Origin of the sequence: Mycobacterium sp. OAS707 (assembly GCF_014873705.1) — a bacterium.
Taxonomy (GTDB): domain Bacteria; phylum Actinomycetota; class Actinomycetes; order Mycobacteriales; family Mycobacteriaceae; genus Mycobacterium.
In genome coordinates, this window is record NZ_JADBDS010000003.1 from 752769 (window position 1) to 766440 (window position 13672).

The following is a 13672-nucleotide window of genomic DNA, read 5'->3' on the forward strand; positions in this document are numbered from 1 at the left end:
CCTGACGTCGGGCGATACCGGCGATATGCCAACCTGGAAGGGTGACAAACACACCCATTTGCGTGGTGGGTCTTGGACTTATCGGGGGCTCCGTAATGCGCGCGGCGGCCGCGGCCGGGCGTGAGGTGTTCGGCTACAACCGCTCGATCGATGGCGTCCAGGCCGCGAAGTTCGACGGCTTCGACGCCACCGACAACCTCGACGATGCCCTGACGCACGCCGCCGACAGCAAAGCCCTGATCGTGCTCGCCGTCCCGGTGCCTGCACTGTCGCAGATGTTGGGTCGCATCCGTGACACCGCGCCCGAATGCCCGCTGACCGACGTGACCAGTGTGAAGGGCTGCGTTGTCGACGAAGTCCGGTCGTTCGGTCTGCTCGAGCGCTTCGTCGGCGGCCATCCGATGACCGGGACAGCGCACTCCGGCTGGGCCGCCGGCAACGCTCGGCTGTTCGTCGGCGCGCCCTGGGTGGTCGCCGTCGACGACCACGTTGACCCCGACATCTGGACGATGGTGATGAACCTCGCGCTGGACTGCGGCGCCGTCGTCGTCCCGGCCCGATCCGACGAGCACGACGCCGCCGCCGCCACCATCTCACACCTACCCCACCTGCTTGCCGAAGCGCTCGCGATCACCGCGGGCGAGGTGCCGTTAGCGTTCGCGTTGGCCGCCGGCTCGTTTCGTGACGGCACCAGAGTGGCGGCCACCGCACCTGATCTGGTGCGCGCCATGTGCGAGGCCAATGCCGATCAGCTGCTGCCTGTTCTGGAGCGCACGCTTTCACTGCTCGGCCAGGCCCGCGATGCGCTGGCCGCGAAGAGCCCGCTGACGGAGCTGGTCGAACCAGGTCATGCGGCCCGGATCCGCTACGACAGCTTCAGCAGACCCGACATCGTGACGGTCGTCGTCGGCAACGAGAGGTGGCGCGAGGAGCTCGCCGCCGCCGGCCGCGCGGGCGGGGTGATCAGATCCGCTCTGCCAACCCTGGGTAGTCGAGGATGAAGCCCTCGTCGTCGACCCGGATCGTGGTCTCGGCGACCGGAGAATGCAGCTTGATCCCGTCGGGCGCGCTGCTGTAGCCGATGACCGCAGGGTCCACCGACAGCTCGGGCAGCCGCACGTAGACCACCGGGCACGTGATCGAATCGGTGCGCTGATAGAGCCCGGTGCGCCGGATCGGCAGCGCGTTGAAGAACGGGCTGAAGATCACATCGACATCGAGCGCGCCCTCATAGGCGGCGCGTTTGGATTCGCCGGTGTGCTGTTGGATCAGCCACATGTTCTCTTCGTCGCGGGCGATCGACAGCTGCCGCTCGCGCTCGGCAAGTGTGACGGTCATCGACAGCCGCTTTGTCCCGCCCGCCTCATCGGTCACCAGGTCATAGGAAGCCGAGAAGGCGGGATGCGACGGCGTCGCGGCGGCGACGATCCTGCCGTATGCCTTTATGCGGTTGCCGGACAGCTGAACCCGCACGGATTCCATCCGCGGTACGTCATGCGCTCGCCAGGTCAAGATTCGCGGCCACTGGCCCTTTTGCTCCTCGCGTGCGCCTGCGCTTTCGGAGCCGCCTGCTTCACTCACCCCTCTACCGTAAGCGAAGGATCCCCTCGTTCGTAGCGGCCTACCGAACTGCTTGAAGAAGGCGAGTGCGCCGTCGTTCTCGACTCGAGGACGATCTCGTCGCCGAGCAACGGTTGCGGCATGCCCCGAAGTTTCTGCAGCCGGCCGGAGCCGGGGACCGACGCCCATACGGCGAAAGCCAGCGCCGCGTCGAGGAGCAACGCCAGCGCGGTGACCATCAGCGCACCGACCAACGCGAGATAGAACTGACGCACCTTGATGCCGTCGATCAGGTAGCGGCCGAGGCCGCCGAGACTGGCGTAGGCCGCGACCGTCGCGGTGGCGACGATCTGCAGCGTCGCCGTGCGCAGGCCCCCGAGGATCAGCGGCATCGCGTTGGGCACCTCGACGCGCAGCAGCACCCGGGTCTCTGTCATGCCCATCGAACGCGCCGCGTCGACGACCGCGCGGTCCACATTGGCGATGCCGGAGTAGGTGCCCGCCAACAACGGTGGGATGCCCAGCAACATCAGCGCCACCGTCGGCGGCACCAGCCCCAGGCCCCACAGCAGTACACCCAGCAACAACACGCCGAGCGTGGGCAGTGCGCGAAGCGCGTTGACCCCGGTCACTACGAGGAAGGTGCCGCGGCCGGTGTGCCCGATGATCATGCCGAGTGGGATGGCAATGAGGGCCGAGAAGACGACGGCGACGAGGGTGTACTGCAGGTGCTCGAGAATGCGGGCCGTAAGGCCGGCGGCCCCACCCCAGTTGGCCGCGGTGAAGATGTACGAAAGTGCTTGCTGCAGAAAGTTCATGCGGCCGCTCCTGCGGTCGCTCCTGCGCGTGCTGCTCGGGGCACATTGGTGGCCCTCGTCCAGGGCGTCATCGCCTTTCCGGCGAACATGATCAGGGAGTCGATGACGATGGCCAGCACGAAGATCGCAATGATGCCTGCGATGATCTGGTCGCTCTTGTTGGCCTGATACCCCTCGGTGAACCAGGTGCCAAGGCCACCGATTCCGATCACCGATCCGACCGAAACCATGGAGATGTTGGTGACGGCGACCACGCGCAGACTTGCAATGAGCACCGGAACAGCAAGTGGCAGCTCCACTTTCAACATTCGCGAGATCGGCTTGTAGCCGACGGCGGTCGCGGCGTCGAGCACCGCGGGTGACACCGCGTCCAGCGCCTCGGGCACCGCGCGCACCAACAGCGCGACGGTGTAAAGCGTCAGCGCCACAATGACATTCGCCTCGTCGAGGATGCGGGTAGGAATGATCAGCGGCAGCACGACGAACAGGGCCAGGGACGGGATGGTGAAGATGATGCTGGCAGTCACCGTCGTCAGCCGTCGCAACGCAGTGGTCCGCTGGACCAGCGCGCCGAGCGGCACGGCGATGATCAGTCCAAGGACGATTGGAACCAGTGACAACCGTAGGTGGATCAGCGTCAGCGTCCAGAGGTCGTCGAGGTGAGTGAGCAGATAGCGCATCGGCTACCCCAGCTCCGGAACGCGGCGCTGTTCGCTGAGCGCCTCGAGCACATCATCGGCGCGCACGCCGCCGATCAAGTGGCCGCTCTCATCGACCGCAACACCCAACCCGGTCGGTGAGGACAGCGCGGCGTCGAGCGCCTGTCGCAGGGTGCCGTCCGGCTTGAAGAAGGACCCGCCGCCGACGGTGCTGTCATACAGCGATGAGCCCTTGCGGTGGACCGCGACACCATCGGCGTTGATCCAGGCCAGTGGCGTGCGATCTGCCTTGACGACCAGGGACCATTCACCGGGCTGCAACGCCAGAGCGTCGACCTCGCCGTCGGCCACCGTCTTGATCTCGTGCAGCGGCAGACCCGTCGCATGGAAGAACTGCAAGCCCCGATAACCACGGTCGGCCCCGACGAATCCCGAAACGAGCTCGTTGGCGGGGTTGGACAACACGAACGCCGGGTCTGCGTACTGCAACAACGTGCCGCCGCGCCCGAACACCGCGACCTTGTCGCCTAGCTTGACCGCCTCGTCGATGTCGTGGGTGACGAACACGATCGTCTTGCGCAATTCGCTTTGCAGCCGCAGGATTTCGGTCTGCAACTCTTCGCGCACCACCGGGTCCACCGCGCTGAACGGTTCATCCATCAACAGGATCGGCGGGTCCGCAGCCAACGCGCGAGCCACACCAACCCGCTGCTGTTGACCGCCCGACAATTGCGCCGGGTAGCGGTTGGCGAGCTTCGGGTCCAGACCGACGCGCTCCATCACGTCCAGCGCGGATTTGCGTGCGCTGCGCCGTGATTCGCCTCGCAGCACCGGCACGGTGGCGACGTTGTCGACCACCCGCAGATGCGGCATCAACCCCGCGCTCTGGATGACATAGCCGATGCCGAGCCGCAGCTTCACCGCGTCGACTTTCGTGACGTCTTTACCGTCCACGGTGAGTGTGCCCGACGTCGGCTCGATCATCCGGTTGATCATCCGCATCGAGGTGGTCTTGCCGCAGCCGGATGGACCGACGAACACCGTCAGCGTCCCCTCCGGGACCTCCAGTGTCAGGTTGTCAACCGCGACAGTGCCATCGGGATATTTCTTGGTGACGTTCTCGAATGTGATCATTCGTCTATTTCTGCAGGGGCTTGTCGAAGCCGTTGTCCTTGATCCACTTTTGCGCCGCCTCGTCGGGGTCGATGCCCTTGTTGCCTTCCACCGCCGTGTTGAGCTGAATCAGACCCTCTGTGGTCAGTTTCGCGCTGACGGCGTCCAATACGGTCTTGAGCTCAGCGGACATCTTCTGTGACGCCACCAGCGGCACCACGTTCGCCGCGAGGAATACGTTCTTCGGATCCTCGAGAACCACAAGGTGACTCTGCTCGATCGCCGGTGAAGTGCTGAAGACGTTGGCCGCGGTGATGGCACCGCTCGTCAGGGCTTGCACTGTCGCGGGTCCGCCGCCGTCACTGATCGCGACGAAGTTGGCGGGCGCGATGTCCAGACCGTATTTGTCCTTGAGACCGACGAGGCCGGTCACGCGGGTCTGAAATTCCGATGGCCCGCCGACTTTCACCTCGGCTGAATGCGCGGCAAGGTCCGCAATCGATTTGAGATTCCACTTCTGCGCGGTCGCCTCGGCCACCGCCAGGGTGTCTTTGTCCTCCGCCGGTGATGGATACAAGATCGACAGATCGCCGGGAAGCGCTTTGAGCAGAGCCAACAGCACCGCATCGGACGTCGTCGCCGTCGCCTGCTTGTCGAAGTACTGAAGGAGGTTGCCGGTGTACTCCGGGATCAGGTCGATGGAATGGTCTTGCACCGCAGGGATATACGTTTCGCGGCTGCCGATGCCGAACTGACGGCCGACGGTGAAGCCGTTGGCTTCCAACGCCTGGGCGTAGAGCTCGGCGATGATCTTCGACTCGGTGAAGTCGGCCGAACCGACCTTGATCGACTTGAGATCTCCGGATATCTCTCCGCCGCCGAGCGGGTTGGAGCTGCCGCAGCCTGCGATCACGAGCGCGAGAACCGCCGCCATGACCGCCAGAATCGATGTACGCGTGCTCGACATACCGAACGTCCTCCCGGCGCATTGGCTCCCCCGGGACCCTATCGAGATGTGCGCCGAAACGCCGCCCTTTAGGTCAGCGTGATCACTGATGTGGTTTCTTTCGGTGCTGGAACGGGCAAAGATGGCACTATGACCAGCGATCCGCCCGCCTCGCCCGATCACCCCCGCGGCGAGGTTCCGCCGAGGCCTCTTGAGCCGCAGGCGGGCTCCTCGAAGGGGGCGCCGCCGGACCCGACGGCCACCCCGGGCGAGTATCTCGTTTCGCCGGAGTCGGCCGTCAAGTTCACGCGTGCGGCGGCGCTGTGGTCGGCGCTGATCGTCGGGTTCGTGATTCTGATCCTGCTGCTGGTCTTCATCCTGCAGAACACCGATTCGGCGACCATCCACTTCTTCGGGTGGGAGTGGAACCTGCCGGTGGGCGTGGCGATTCTGCTCGCCGCGGTGTGCGGCGGACTGCTGACCGTCGCGGCAGGCACCGCGCGCATTGTGCAGTTGCGCCGCGCGGCGAAGAAGAATTTGAAGGCAGGCCTTTAATTCAGCACCGCAGCGGCGATCACGTCGGGGTGGGTGTACGGGATCATGTGGTTGCCGTCGACGATGACCAGTCGGGTCTGCGGCAGGCTGTCGGCGAGCCGTCGGGCGTGGTCGATACTGATCAGCTTGTCGTCGAGCGCGGCGACGATCACCGACGGCACGCGGATCTGGGACACGTTGGCGTCCACCCAACGCGAGGTGTCGTCGAACTCCAGTTGGTCTGAGGCGTATGCGGCCAGATTGCCGGGCGTCATCGTCACCGACAGCAGGCGCGCCTCGTATGTCGCGTCCGTCGGCTTCGGCTCGAAGGCATGCGCTGCACCACCGCTCGCGATCAGCCGTTTGATCACGTTTCCTGCCGTCACGTCGATGACTGTGCCGACGACCGGCAGCTGACTGAACTGGACGTAGTGGGCGTTGAATTGATCCATCGGCTTCGAGCGGGTGCCACCCGCGCCGGGCGCGACGAGGATCATCTTTGCGATGTCTTGCGGATACCGACGCGCAAGCCCGAGCGCCACCGTGCCGCCGAACGAGTGCCCGACCACAACCGCGCGGGAAAGCCTTAGCTGCGTGAGCATTTCGTGCACCAGCTCGATCTGTTCCTGATACGGCAGCCAGCCGCCCTTCGACCACCCGAACCCGGGGCGGTCGATTGCGATCACGTGCCTGCCCCGCAGCAGCGGGAAGACCCGCTCGAAATCCTTGTGCGTGCCGGGCAGTCCATGAATCAGCACCACCGGAGGACCTTCGCCGGGCTGCTCGAAGAAGTTAATGTCCTTGCCCCGCAGGCTGATATACCGCCCGTCGGACTGCGGCATCGAAGGCAGCTTCGCCAATGTGAGGTTGACCGCCGTCAGTGCAACCACCAGGAGAACAACCGACCAGGCAGCGAAGCGGACGAACCGGCGCATGTCAGGCCAGGATGCGCAGGCCCTCGGCGACCAGCGGAGCCACCGCCTTGTCGACCGCATCCGCATCGTCGGCCACCCCGCCACCCATGCGGGCTCGAAATGCGATGCCCGCGGCGATGATTGCCACCTTGAAGTAGCCGAGTGCCAGATAGAAGTCCCAGTTGTCCAGCGGCTGTTCGGCTGCCAACGAATAGCGATTCGCGAGGTCGTCCACCTCGGGCATGAGCGGTGACGCCCACGCCGACGCCGCGTGGATCATGTTGAACATGGGGTGGCGGTAAACGCACATCAGCGCGGCGTCACTGAGCGGATCGCCAAGCGTGGACATCTCCCAGTCCAGCACCGCCACGACCTTGGTGGCATCCTGCGCATCGAGAATCGTGTTGTCGATCCGGTAGTCGCCGTGCACGATCGAGCTACGACTCTGCGGCGGAATCGCTTCTGCCAGAGCCGAATGCAGCCGTTTGACGTCGGCGTCGCACGGGTCGTCCTCGCGCCGCACCAGGTCCCACTGCCCGCCCCAACGGCGTACCTGCCGTTCGAGGTAGCCCGTTGGCTTGCCGAAGTCGCCGAGCCCGACGGCCTCAGGGTCGACGGCATGCAGATCGGCGAGCACCCGAATCAGCGCGTCGACGCAGTCGCTGATGACGGCCTTGTCGCCGAGCTTCTCGAGCTCGTCGTCGTAGCGGACGACCCGGCCCGCAACATGCTCCACCATTTGGAACGGCGCGCCGAGCACGGAGTCGTCGTTGCGCATCGTGACGGCGCGCGCGACGGGCACCGGGGTGTCGGCCAGCGCCGCAACCACCTTGTACTCGCGCGCCATGTCGTGGGCCGAGGGCGTCAGCCCGTGCAGCGGCGGCCGCCGCAACACCCACTTGTGCGCGTCGTCGGACACCAGGAACGTCAGGTTGGACCGGCCGCCGGAGATCAGCTCGGCCCGCAACTCCCCGCTGCGTGCGATGCCGATGGACTGCAGATGGCGATCAAGGGCGTCGAGGTCCAGCCCTTCGAGCGAGGTAGTCACTCGACTTGTCTACCACCGCTGGTTTCGCGGCAAGAGGTCCCATACGTGCTCGGTTCCGTTGACGGCGGCGACGTAGAGGTTGCCTTCGCGGGAGGACAGCAGCCGCGTGATGCCGGCGTAGTCGACGTTGACGCACAGGATCTTCTCGGTGCCCATGATGGTGTGCACGAGACCGTTGATGACGCCACCGTGGGTGAACACCGCGACCGTGTCCTCGTGCTCGCTGGATTCAGCGATCGCCCGGATGCCCGCATTGATGCGGTCCAGGAACGCCTGCTCGTCGACACTGCTGGGCAGGTGCCCCTGCGCCAGGCGCGCCAGCTCCTCGGGGAATTCGGCGGCGATCTGTTCGATCGGGATGTAGTGGGCCATGTCGCGGTCGTATTCGGCGAGCCGGTCGTCGACCTCGATGTCCAGCCCCAGCGCGTCGGCAACGGGCTGGGCGGTCTGTATCGAGCGGACCTGCGGGCTGCTGACCAGCCGCGTGATCGGGAACCGGGCGAGCGCGTCGGGCAGTCGCTTGGCCTGCTCGAAACCCTCCTCGGACAAGTCAGGGTCCGAGCCTTGTCCTGGTTCGCTGCGCAGCGGCAGCGCATGCCTGATGAGAAGCAGTTGCACCGTGTCACCATATTGCTGTGACTTCTCGCGGATACGCCGACCAACTCTTCGATCTCACCGACCGGGTCGTGCTGGTCACCGGCGGCAGCCGCGGCCTCGGCCGGGAGATGGCGTTCGCGGCCGCGCACTGCGGCGCGGATCTGGTGATCGCCAGCCGCAAATACGACTCGTGCGTCGACACCGCCAAGGAGATCGAGGCCGCCACCGGGCGCAGCGCGTTCCCGTACCAGGTGCACGTCGGGCACTGGGACGAGATCGACGGGCTGGTGGCCGCGGCCTACGAACGGTTCGGCAAGGTCGACGTCCTGATCAACAACGCGGGCATGTCGCCGCTGTACGAATCGCTGAGCTCGGTCACCGAGAAGTTGTTCGACTCCGTGATCAACTTGAACCTCAAAGGCCCGTTCCGGTTGTCGGCCCTGGTCGGCGAGCGGATGGTGGCCGACGGCGGCGGTTCGATCATCAACGTCAGCTCGAGCGGGTCACGCCGGCCCAGGCCCGAGCAGCTGCCGTACTCAGCGGCCAAGGCGGGGCTCAACGCGCTGACCGAAGGGCTGGCCCTTGCCTTCGGACCGACGGTGCGCGTCAACACGTTGATGCCGGGGCCTTTCCTGACCGACATCAGCAAGGCCTGGGACATCCCGGCGACGACTAAGGGCGCCCAGCACTTCGCGCTCAAGCGGCTGGGCAATCCGCCCGAAATCATCGGCGCCGCTTTGTTTTTGGCGTCCGATGCGTCGAGCTACACCAGCGGTTCGATCATCCGCGTCGACGGCGGCATTCCGTGACGATTCAGGGCGTGATGATGTTGAAGTTCGGGTCGGGCCGGTCGACCACGGCGATGATCGACGGCAAAGCCCCGGCATCCCCGCTGATCTCGATCCCGGGCGAGTCGCTGTCGCCGGCGGCAAAGGTCAACAGCCGCAGCTTGTTTGCGAGTTTGACCGTCGCATTGGCTGTCGAGTCGTCCGCAGGTACCTTGCGATACACCAGCACGCCGTTGCGGAGCGTCAGCCGGTAGTTGGTGCCGACGTCGAGGAAGGTGATGTCGACGGCGACGTCGAGATCCCACGCCTGCGGCCCGTTGATGTTGATCGCGAACGTGTCGAACATCTGCTCAGGAGTCAGTTGGCCGAGGAGGGACGGCGACGCGGCCACTGTCGGAGATCCGAAGTTGCCCTCACGCAGCTCCGTCGCACCGCCGAGGAAGAAGTTGCGCCACACTGCGTTCTCCGCCCCGTAGGCCAGTTGTTCGAGTGTGTCCGCGTAGAGCTCGCGTGCCGCGGTGTGGTTCTGGTCAGTGAAGATCGCGTGATCGAGCAGGGTTGCGGCCCAACGGAAGTCGCCATCGTCGAAGGCCTGGCGCGCAACTTCGACAACGCGGTCGATGCCGCCGATCGCCTCGACATAGCGTGGCGCCAATGCCTCGGGTGGATGCGCCCACAGCCGGCCGGGATTGCCGTCGAACCAGCCCATGTAGCGCTGATAGACCGCCTTGACGTTGTGGCTGACCGAGCCGTAGTACCCGCGTGTGTGCCACGCCCGCTCCAGCGCGGGCGGCATCCGAAAAGTCTCGGCGATCTCGATGCCGGTGAAGCCCTGGTTGAGCTGTCGCAGCGTCTGGTCGTGTAGATAGGCGTACAGATCCCGTTGCAGGGAAAGGAATTCCACAATGCGGTCGCGGCCCCAGGTGGGCCAGTGGTGTGAGGCGAAAACGACGTCGGCCCGGTCGGCGAAGCGGTCGAGGGCCTCGGTCAGATAGCCGGCCCATCCGTGTGGATCGCGTACCAGTGCACCGCGCAGCGTCAGCAGGTTGTGCAGGTTGTGCGTGGCATTCTCGGCCATGCACAACGCCCGGAATTTCGGGAAGTAGAAGTGCATCTCGGCGGGCGCTTCGGTGCCGGGTGCCATCTGGAACTCGATCTCGACGCCGTCAATGGTGTGCGTCTCGCCGGTTTCGCGAATGTCGAGCGTTGGCACGATCAGCGCCACCTCACCGGTGGAACCGACCTGGCCCAGCCCGCAGCCGACCTGACCTTGCGGGCCGCGTTGCAACGCTGCGCCGTACATGTAGGCCGCCCGCCGCGCCATCGCGGTGCCGGCGTAGACGTTCTCCTGGACGGCGTGTTGGGTGAAGTGTTCGGGCGCAATCACTGCCACCCGGCCCGCGTCGACGTCTGCCTGCGTGATCACACCGAGCACGCCACCGAAATGGTCGACATGGCTGTGGGTATAGATCACGGCGACGACGGGCCGCTCACCGCGGTGCGTGCGGTACAGGTTCAGCGCGGCGGCGGCCGTCTCTGTGGAGATCAACGGATCGATCACGATGACTCCGGTGTCGCCCTCGATGAAGCTGATGTTCGACAGGTCAAGACCACGCACTTGGTAGATGCCCTCGACCACTTCGTAGAGGCCCTGTTTGGCGCACAACTGGCTCTGTCGCCACAGGCTGGGATGCACCGAGTTCGGCACATCGGCATTCAGGAACGCGTAAACGTCGTTGTCCCACACCACTCTTCCGTCGGCGGCCTTGACGACGCATGGTTCGAGCGCGCCGATGAACCCGCGGTCGGCATCCTCGAAGTCGCGGCTGTCATCGAACGGCAGGCCGTTGAGGTGGCCGCTGTTTGCCGACTCGATGGTGGCGGTGGGCGGTTTCTGCTCCATGACGCAGACACTGCCACGGATTCCCGACGGCGGTGCTTGACTGACGCCATGAATGTGCGTCGAGTAGTGACCGGGCACAACCCGTCCGGCAAGTCCGTGTTCGTCAGCGACGAGTTGGTGCAGCCGTCGCCGACGACGGGGTTTCATCGACTATGGGGTGGCGACACGACGCCGGAGTTCCCGGACGACGGCAGCATCCCCGACCATCACTCGTATTTCCCGCCGGTCGGTGGCTTTCGATTCGGGATGTTCTCCTTGCCGCCGGCCAGCACGGCAGGCTCCGATATCGAGGGCGCCGCGAGCGTGGCCGACCTCGAGGCCGAGGCGCCGGGGCTGCTCCGGTACATGGACCGGTCCGACCCTGGTATGCACACCACCGACACGATCGACTTCGAAGTCGTCCTCGAGGGCACGGTCGTGCTGGAACTCGACGACGGCGCGGAGGTCACCTTGACCGCCGGTGACACCGTGGTGCAGAACGGCACTCGGCATCGGTGGCGGAATGCCGGCGACACGGTGGCGCGTCTCGCGGTCTTCATGTGCGGCGCGAACCACGCCGCCGTGCCTGCCGTTACGCCACCTCCTCCGGGTGCTTGATGCTCTCGATCGCGCGGGCGAACCCGTCCTTGCCGTAGCCCGCGTCGATCTGCCGGTGGATCAGACGCTGGACCATGTCGACCACTTCGGTGCTTATGCCGAGTGCGCGGCTCGCCTCGACGATGTCGCTGATGTCGGAGAACTCGAGGCTCTGCTGGCCGGGGCGCGAGTAGTCTCCGGCATCGATGATCTCGGCGTATCCGGCGATCGAAGGCACCATGCTGTGCAGCCACCCGACCGCTCGCGTCGCGAACTCACTGGCGGGGACGCCCGCGGCGCCGACCATCGCCGCGCCGTGGAAGAAGCCTGCGAACATCACGTACATTCCTGACAGCAGCGCCAGGTCATACAGGGATGCCATCCCCGCGTCGGCACCGAAATATTCAGCGCCGCCCCATAATTCGAGTAAATCCCGGTACTCGTCATAGAGCCGCCGCGAGCCGCTGTACAACACACTTGATGACGGCGTGCCGATCATCTTCGGTGTCGCCATGATCCCGCCGTCGAGGTAGTCGACACCGACGTCCGACGCCCATCGCGCCAGTTCGCGGGAACCGTCGGGGGATGTCGTCGTCAGGTTGAGCAGGCGCCGGCCCGCGAGCCGATCGCCCAGCGGGTCGAGTACGTCGTGGACGGATTGGTGGTCGAACAGGCACACCACGATCAGGTCGGAGGACATGACGGCGTCGGCTGCCGTGCCGGCAGGGCGGGCGCCTGCGTCGACAAGGGCGGTCATCTTGTCGGCACTGCGATTCCAGACGGTAGTGGCGCAGCCCCCGGCCAGGGCTACGCGGGCAAGGGCAGAACCCATTTCACCGAGTCCGAGGAAGCTCACCGTGCGCTGTGGAGTGGTCATGCGACCATCGTTGGGTCCACGCAAACTTTTGGACAAGTACCCACTAAAAAGTGCGATACTTACCTTTTTGGAACTAATGGAGGTGAGCAGTGGCGGCGTTGGGGAAGTACACCTGCGGGCTCGACGCCGCGATGGCCGTGGTGGACGGCAAGTGGAAGCCGCTGATCCTCTGGGAGCTACAGGGCGGACCCAAACGGTTCAACGCACTGCACCGCAGCCTGGCCGGCATTTCGCAGAAAATGCTGACTCAGCACCTCAAGGAGTTGCAGCGCCACGGTGTCGTGCACCGGGAGAGCTATCACGAGGTGCCGCCGCGGGTCGAGTACTCGATGACACCGGCCGGCGAGGAGCTATTGAAAGCCCTTGGACCCCTTGGTGATTGGGCGACCAAACATATCGGCTTGATTTGCGCCGCCGACGCGAGCTGAGCTAGCCTTCCCGCTCGGCCAGCCACTTCTCCGCGCGCCGCTTCGACGCCCGCGACAGCCAGGCGTCCTGGATCAGCTCGGTCAACTCGCTTTTGCTGATCGAGCGTAAGTCCTTGGCGCGCACCAAAACCGACAGATGCCCGTCGAACCGGTCGGTGGTGAAGAACGGCGAACCGGGATCCTGGATGAGCGCGAGCTTGTCGCTCTCGGACTCCACCCAGATCATGATCACGTCGGCGTAGCGTTCGCCGGTCTCCGGATCTTCGGCATCGGGCTGCGGCGTGCGGAAGAACACGAACGATTTGCCGCCGACCTGATAGATGGCGTTTCCCTTCGGCCCCTCGATGCGGGTCACGTGGGGCATCGCTGCGGCGATCTCATGCACGTCGGCGACGCGCGCTTTGCGGTCAGGCATGGCGATCCAGGTTGTGCAGCACGACATCTGACAATGCGGCGTGCTCAACGGTCGCCGTCATGTACGTGCAGAACGGTTGCCTGCGCCGGTCGGTCGGTGAGCCGGGGTTGAGCAGGCGCAGACCGGTCTTCGCGGTGGTGTCCCACGGAATGTGGCTGTGGCCGAACACCAGCACATCGGTGTCGGGGTACGCATTGGCCATCCGCGCTTCGCGGCCGGTGGCCGCCCCGGTCTCGTGCACCACTGTGAAGCGCAGTCCGCCTAGCGTCACGTCGGCGCGTTCGGGCAGCCGTCGCCGCAACTCCGCGCCGTCGTTGTTGCCCCAGCAGCCGATCAGACGCTTGGCCTTGGCTTCGAGCGCGTCCAGCAGCGCAGGGTCTACCCAGTCGCCGGCGTGCAGCACGACGTCGGCGTCGGCTACCTCGTCCCACACGCGACCGGGTAGGTCACGGGCTCGCTTGGGGATATGAGTGTCGGCGATCAGAAGCAGTCGCAC

At 65.4% G+C, this 13672-nt stretch carries 17 protein-coding genes; 5 read left to right on the top strand and 12 right to left on the bottom strand.

From position 1 onward, the window contains the following. Positions 1-56 precede the first annotated feature (56 nt). Positions 57-1001 (top strand): prephenate dehydrogenase, encoded by a 945-nt coding sequence (locus GGC64_RS21875; RefSeq protein ID WP_192725230.1) that lies wholly within the window; start codon positions 57-59, stop codon positions 999-1001. Here GGC64_RS21875 and GGC64_RS21880 read toward each other — a convergent pair. The 5 genes from GGC64_RS21880 to GGC64_RS21900 are packed head-to-tail and all read right to left on the bottom strand — an operon-like array spanning position 964 to position 5117. After that, positions 964-1581, bottom strand: a complete 618-nt coding sequence (locus GGC64_RS21880; protein WP_192724612.1) for a putative glycolipid-binding domain-containing protein — start codon at positions 1579-1581, stop codon at positions 964-966. The two genes, GGC64_RS21875 and GGC64_RS21880, sit on opposite strands and share 38 nt — an antisense overlap. Beyond that, complete coding sequence (locus GGC64_RS21885; RefSeq protein WP_192724613.1) at positions 1578-2378, bottom strand: ABC transporter permease; 801 nt, start codon at positions 2376-2378, stop codon at positions 1578-1580. The genes GGC64_RS21880 and GGC64_RS21885 overlap by 4 nt, the downstream gene beginning before the upstream one ends. Beyond that, positions 2375-3058 (bottom strand): ABC transporter permease, encoded by a 684-nt coding sequence (locus GGC64_RS21890; RefSeq protein WP_192724614.1) that lies wholly within the window; start codon positions 3056-3058, stop codon positions 2375-2377. The genes GGC64_RS21885 and GGC64_RS21890 overlap by 4 nt, the downstream gene beginning before the upstream one ends. Positions 3059-3061: 3 nt before the next feature. Then, positions 3062-4171, bottom strand: a complete 1110-nt coding sequence (locus tag GGC64_RS21895) for an ABC transporter ATP-binding protein (protein WP_192724615.1) — start codon at positions 4169-4171, stop codon at positions 3062-3064. Positions 4172-4175: 4 nt separating this feature from the next. Next, positions 4176-5117, bottom strand: coding sequence for an ABC transporter substrate-binding protein (locus GGC64_RS21900; RefSeq protein ID WP_192724616.1), 942 nt, complete (start codon positions 5115-5117; stop codon positions 4176-4178). A 129-nt stretch (positions 5118-5246) separates the two neighbouring features. Between GGC64_RS21900 and GGC64_RS21905 the strand changes: the two genes are divergently transcribed. Then, positions 5247-5651 (top strand): lipopolysaccharide assembly LapA domain-containing protein, encoded by a 405-nt coding sequence (locus GGC64_RS21905; protein ID WP_192724617.1) that lies wholly within the window; start codon positions 5247-5249, stop codon positions 5649-5651. Here the strand turns inward: GGC64_RS21905 and GGC64_RS21910 are convergent. Genes GGC64_RS21910 through GGC64_RS21920 form a run of 3 tightly spaced genes read right to left on the bottom strand, consistent with a single transcriptional unit; the run spans position 5648 to position 8210 of the window. Next, a complete protein-coding gene (locus GGC64_RS21910; protein WP_192724618.1) occupies positions 5648-6565 on the bottom strand; it encodes an alpha/beta fold hydrolase in 918 nt (305 codons plus the stop codon). The two genes, GGC64_RS21905 and GGC64_RS21910, sit on opposite strands and share 4 nt — an antisense overlap. 1 nt (position 6566) lies before the next feature. Continuing rightward, positions 6567-7592, bottom strand: a complete 1026-nt coding sequence (locus GGC64_RS21915) for a phosphotransferase family protein (protein WP_192724619.1) — start codon at positions 7590-7592, stop codon at positions 6567-6569. Between the two features lie 9 nt (positions 7593-7601). Beyond that, complete coding sequence (locus tag GGC64_RS21920; protein ID WP_192724620.1) at positions 7602-8210, bottom strand: histidine phosphatase family protein; 609 nt, start codon at positions 8208-8210, stop codon at positions 7602-7604. A gap of 17 nt (positions 8211-8227) precedes the next feature. Between GGC64_RS21920 and GGC64_RS21925 the strand changes: the two genes are divergently transcribed. After that, on the top strand, positions 8228-8998 hold the full coding sequence (locus GGC64_RS21925) for an SDR family oxidoreductase (RefSeq protein WP_192724621.1): 771 nt from the start codon (positions 8228-8230) through the stop codon (positions 8996-8998). Positions 8999-9002: 4 nt separating this feature from the next. Here GGC64_RS21925 and GGC64_RS21930 read toward each other — a convergent pair whose 3' ends face one another. Beyond that, on the bottom strand, positions 9003-10880 hold the full coding sequence (locus tag GGC64_RS21930; RefSeq protein WP_192724622.1) for an alkyl/aryl-sulfatase: 1878 nt from the start codon (positions 10878-10880) through the stop codon (positions 9003-9005). Between the two features lie 48 nt (positions 10881-10928). On the opposite strand from GGC64_RS21930, the gene GGC64_RS21935 reads away from it, so the two are divergent. Continuing rightward, on the top strand, positions 10929-11477 hold the full coding sequence (locus tag GGC64_RS21935) for a cupin domain-containing protein (RefSeq protein ID WP_192724623.1): 549 nt from the start codon (positions 10929-10931) through the stop codon (positions 11475-11477). Here the strand turns inward: GGC64_RS21935 and GGC64_RS21940 are convergent. After that, positions 11452-12333, bottom strand: coding sequence for an NAD(P)-dependent oxidoreductase (locus GGC64_RS21940; protein WP_192724624.1), 882 nt, complete (start codon positions 12331-12333; stop codon positions 11452-11454). The genes GGC64_RS21935 and GGC64_RS21940 overlap by 26 nt on opposite strands. Positions 12334-12422: 89 nt before the next feature. Here GGC64_RS21940 and GGC64_RS21945 point away from each other — a divergent pair, with 89 nt between their 5' ends. Further along, complete coding sequence (locus GGC64_RS21945; protein ID WP_192724625.1) at positions 12423-12761, top strand: helix-turn-helix domain-containing protein; 339 nt, start codon at positions 12423-12425, stop codon at positions 12759-12761. Position 12762: 1 nt separating this feature from the next. Here GGC64_RS21945 and GGC64_RS21950 read toward each other — a convergent pair whose 3' ends face one another. Together GGC64_RS21950 and GGC64_RS21955 are read right to left on the bottom strand one after the other, a co-directional pair. Continuing rightward, positions 12763-13176, bottom strand: a complete 414-nt coding sequence (locus GGC64_RS21950) for an MmcQ/YjbR family DNA-binding protein (protein ID WP_192724626.1) — start codon at positions 13174-13176, stop codon at positions 12763-12765. Next, positions 13169-13672 (bottom strand): metallophosphoesterase, encoded by a 504-nt coding sequence (locus tag GGC64_RS21955; protein ID WP_192724627.1) that lies wholly within the window; start codon positions 13670-13672, stop codon positions 13169-13171. The genes GGC64_RS21950 and GGC64_RS21955 overlap by 8 nt, the downstream gene beginning before the upstream one ends.

Bases quoted from the DNA above. Each gene is read 5' to 3' on its own strand.
- GGC64_RS21930 (WP_192724622.1), bottom strand. From the start codon at position 10,880: ATGGAGCAGAAACCGCCCACCGCCACCATCGAGTCGGCAAACAGCGGC.
- GGC64_RS21950 (WP_192724626.1), bottom strand. From the start codon at position 13,176: ATGCCTGACCGCAAAGCGCGCGTCGCCGACGTGCATGAGATCGCCGCA.
- GGC64_RS21885 (WP_192724613.1), bottom strand. From the start codon at position 2,378: ATGAACTTTCTGCAGCAAGCACTTTCGTACATCTTCACCGCGGCCAAC.
- GGC64_RS21900 (WP_192724616.1), bottom strand. From the start codon at position 5,117: ATGTCGAGCACGCGTACATCGATTCTGGCGGTCATGGCGGCGGTTCTC.
- GGC64_RS21905 (WP_192724617.1), top strand. From the start codon at position 5,247: ATGACCAGCGATCCGCCCGCCTCGCCCGATCACCCCCGCGGCGAGGTT.
- GGC64_RS21895 (WP_192724615.1), bottom strand. From the start codon at position 4,171: ATGATCACATTCGAGAACGTCACCAAGAAATATCCCGATGGCACTGTC.
- GGC64_RS21935 (WP_192724623.1), top strand. From the start codon at position 10,929: ATGAATGTGCGTCGAGTAGTGACCGGGCACAACCCGTCCGGCAAGTCC.
- GGC64_RS21890 (WP_192724614.1), bottom strand. From the start codon at position 3,058: ATGCGCTATCTGCTCACTCACCTCGACGACCTCTGGACGCTGACGCTG.
- GGC64_RS21910 (WP_192724618.1), bottom strand. From the start codon at position 6,565: ATGCGCCGGTTCGTCCGCTTCGCTGCCTGGTCGGTTGTTCTCCTGGTG.
- GGC64_RS21940 (WP_192724624.1), bottom strand. From the start codon at position 12,333: ATGACCACTCCACAGCGCACGGTGAGCTTCCTCGGACTCGGTGAAATG.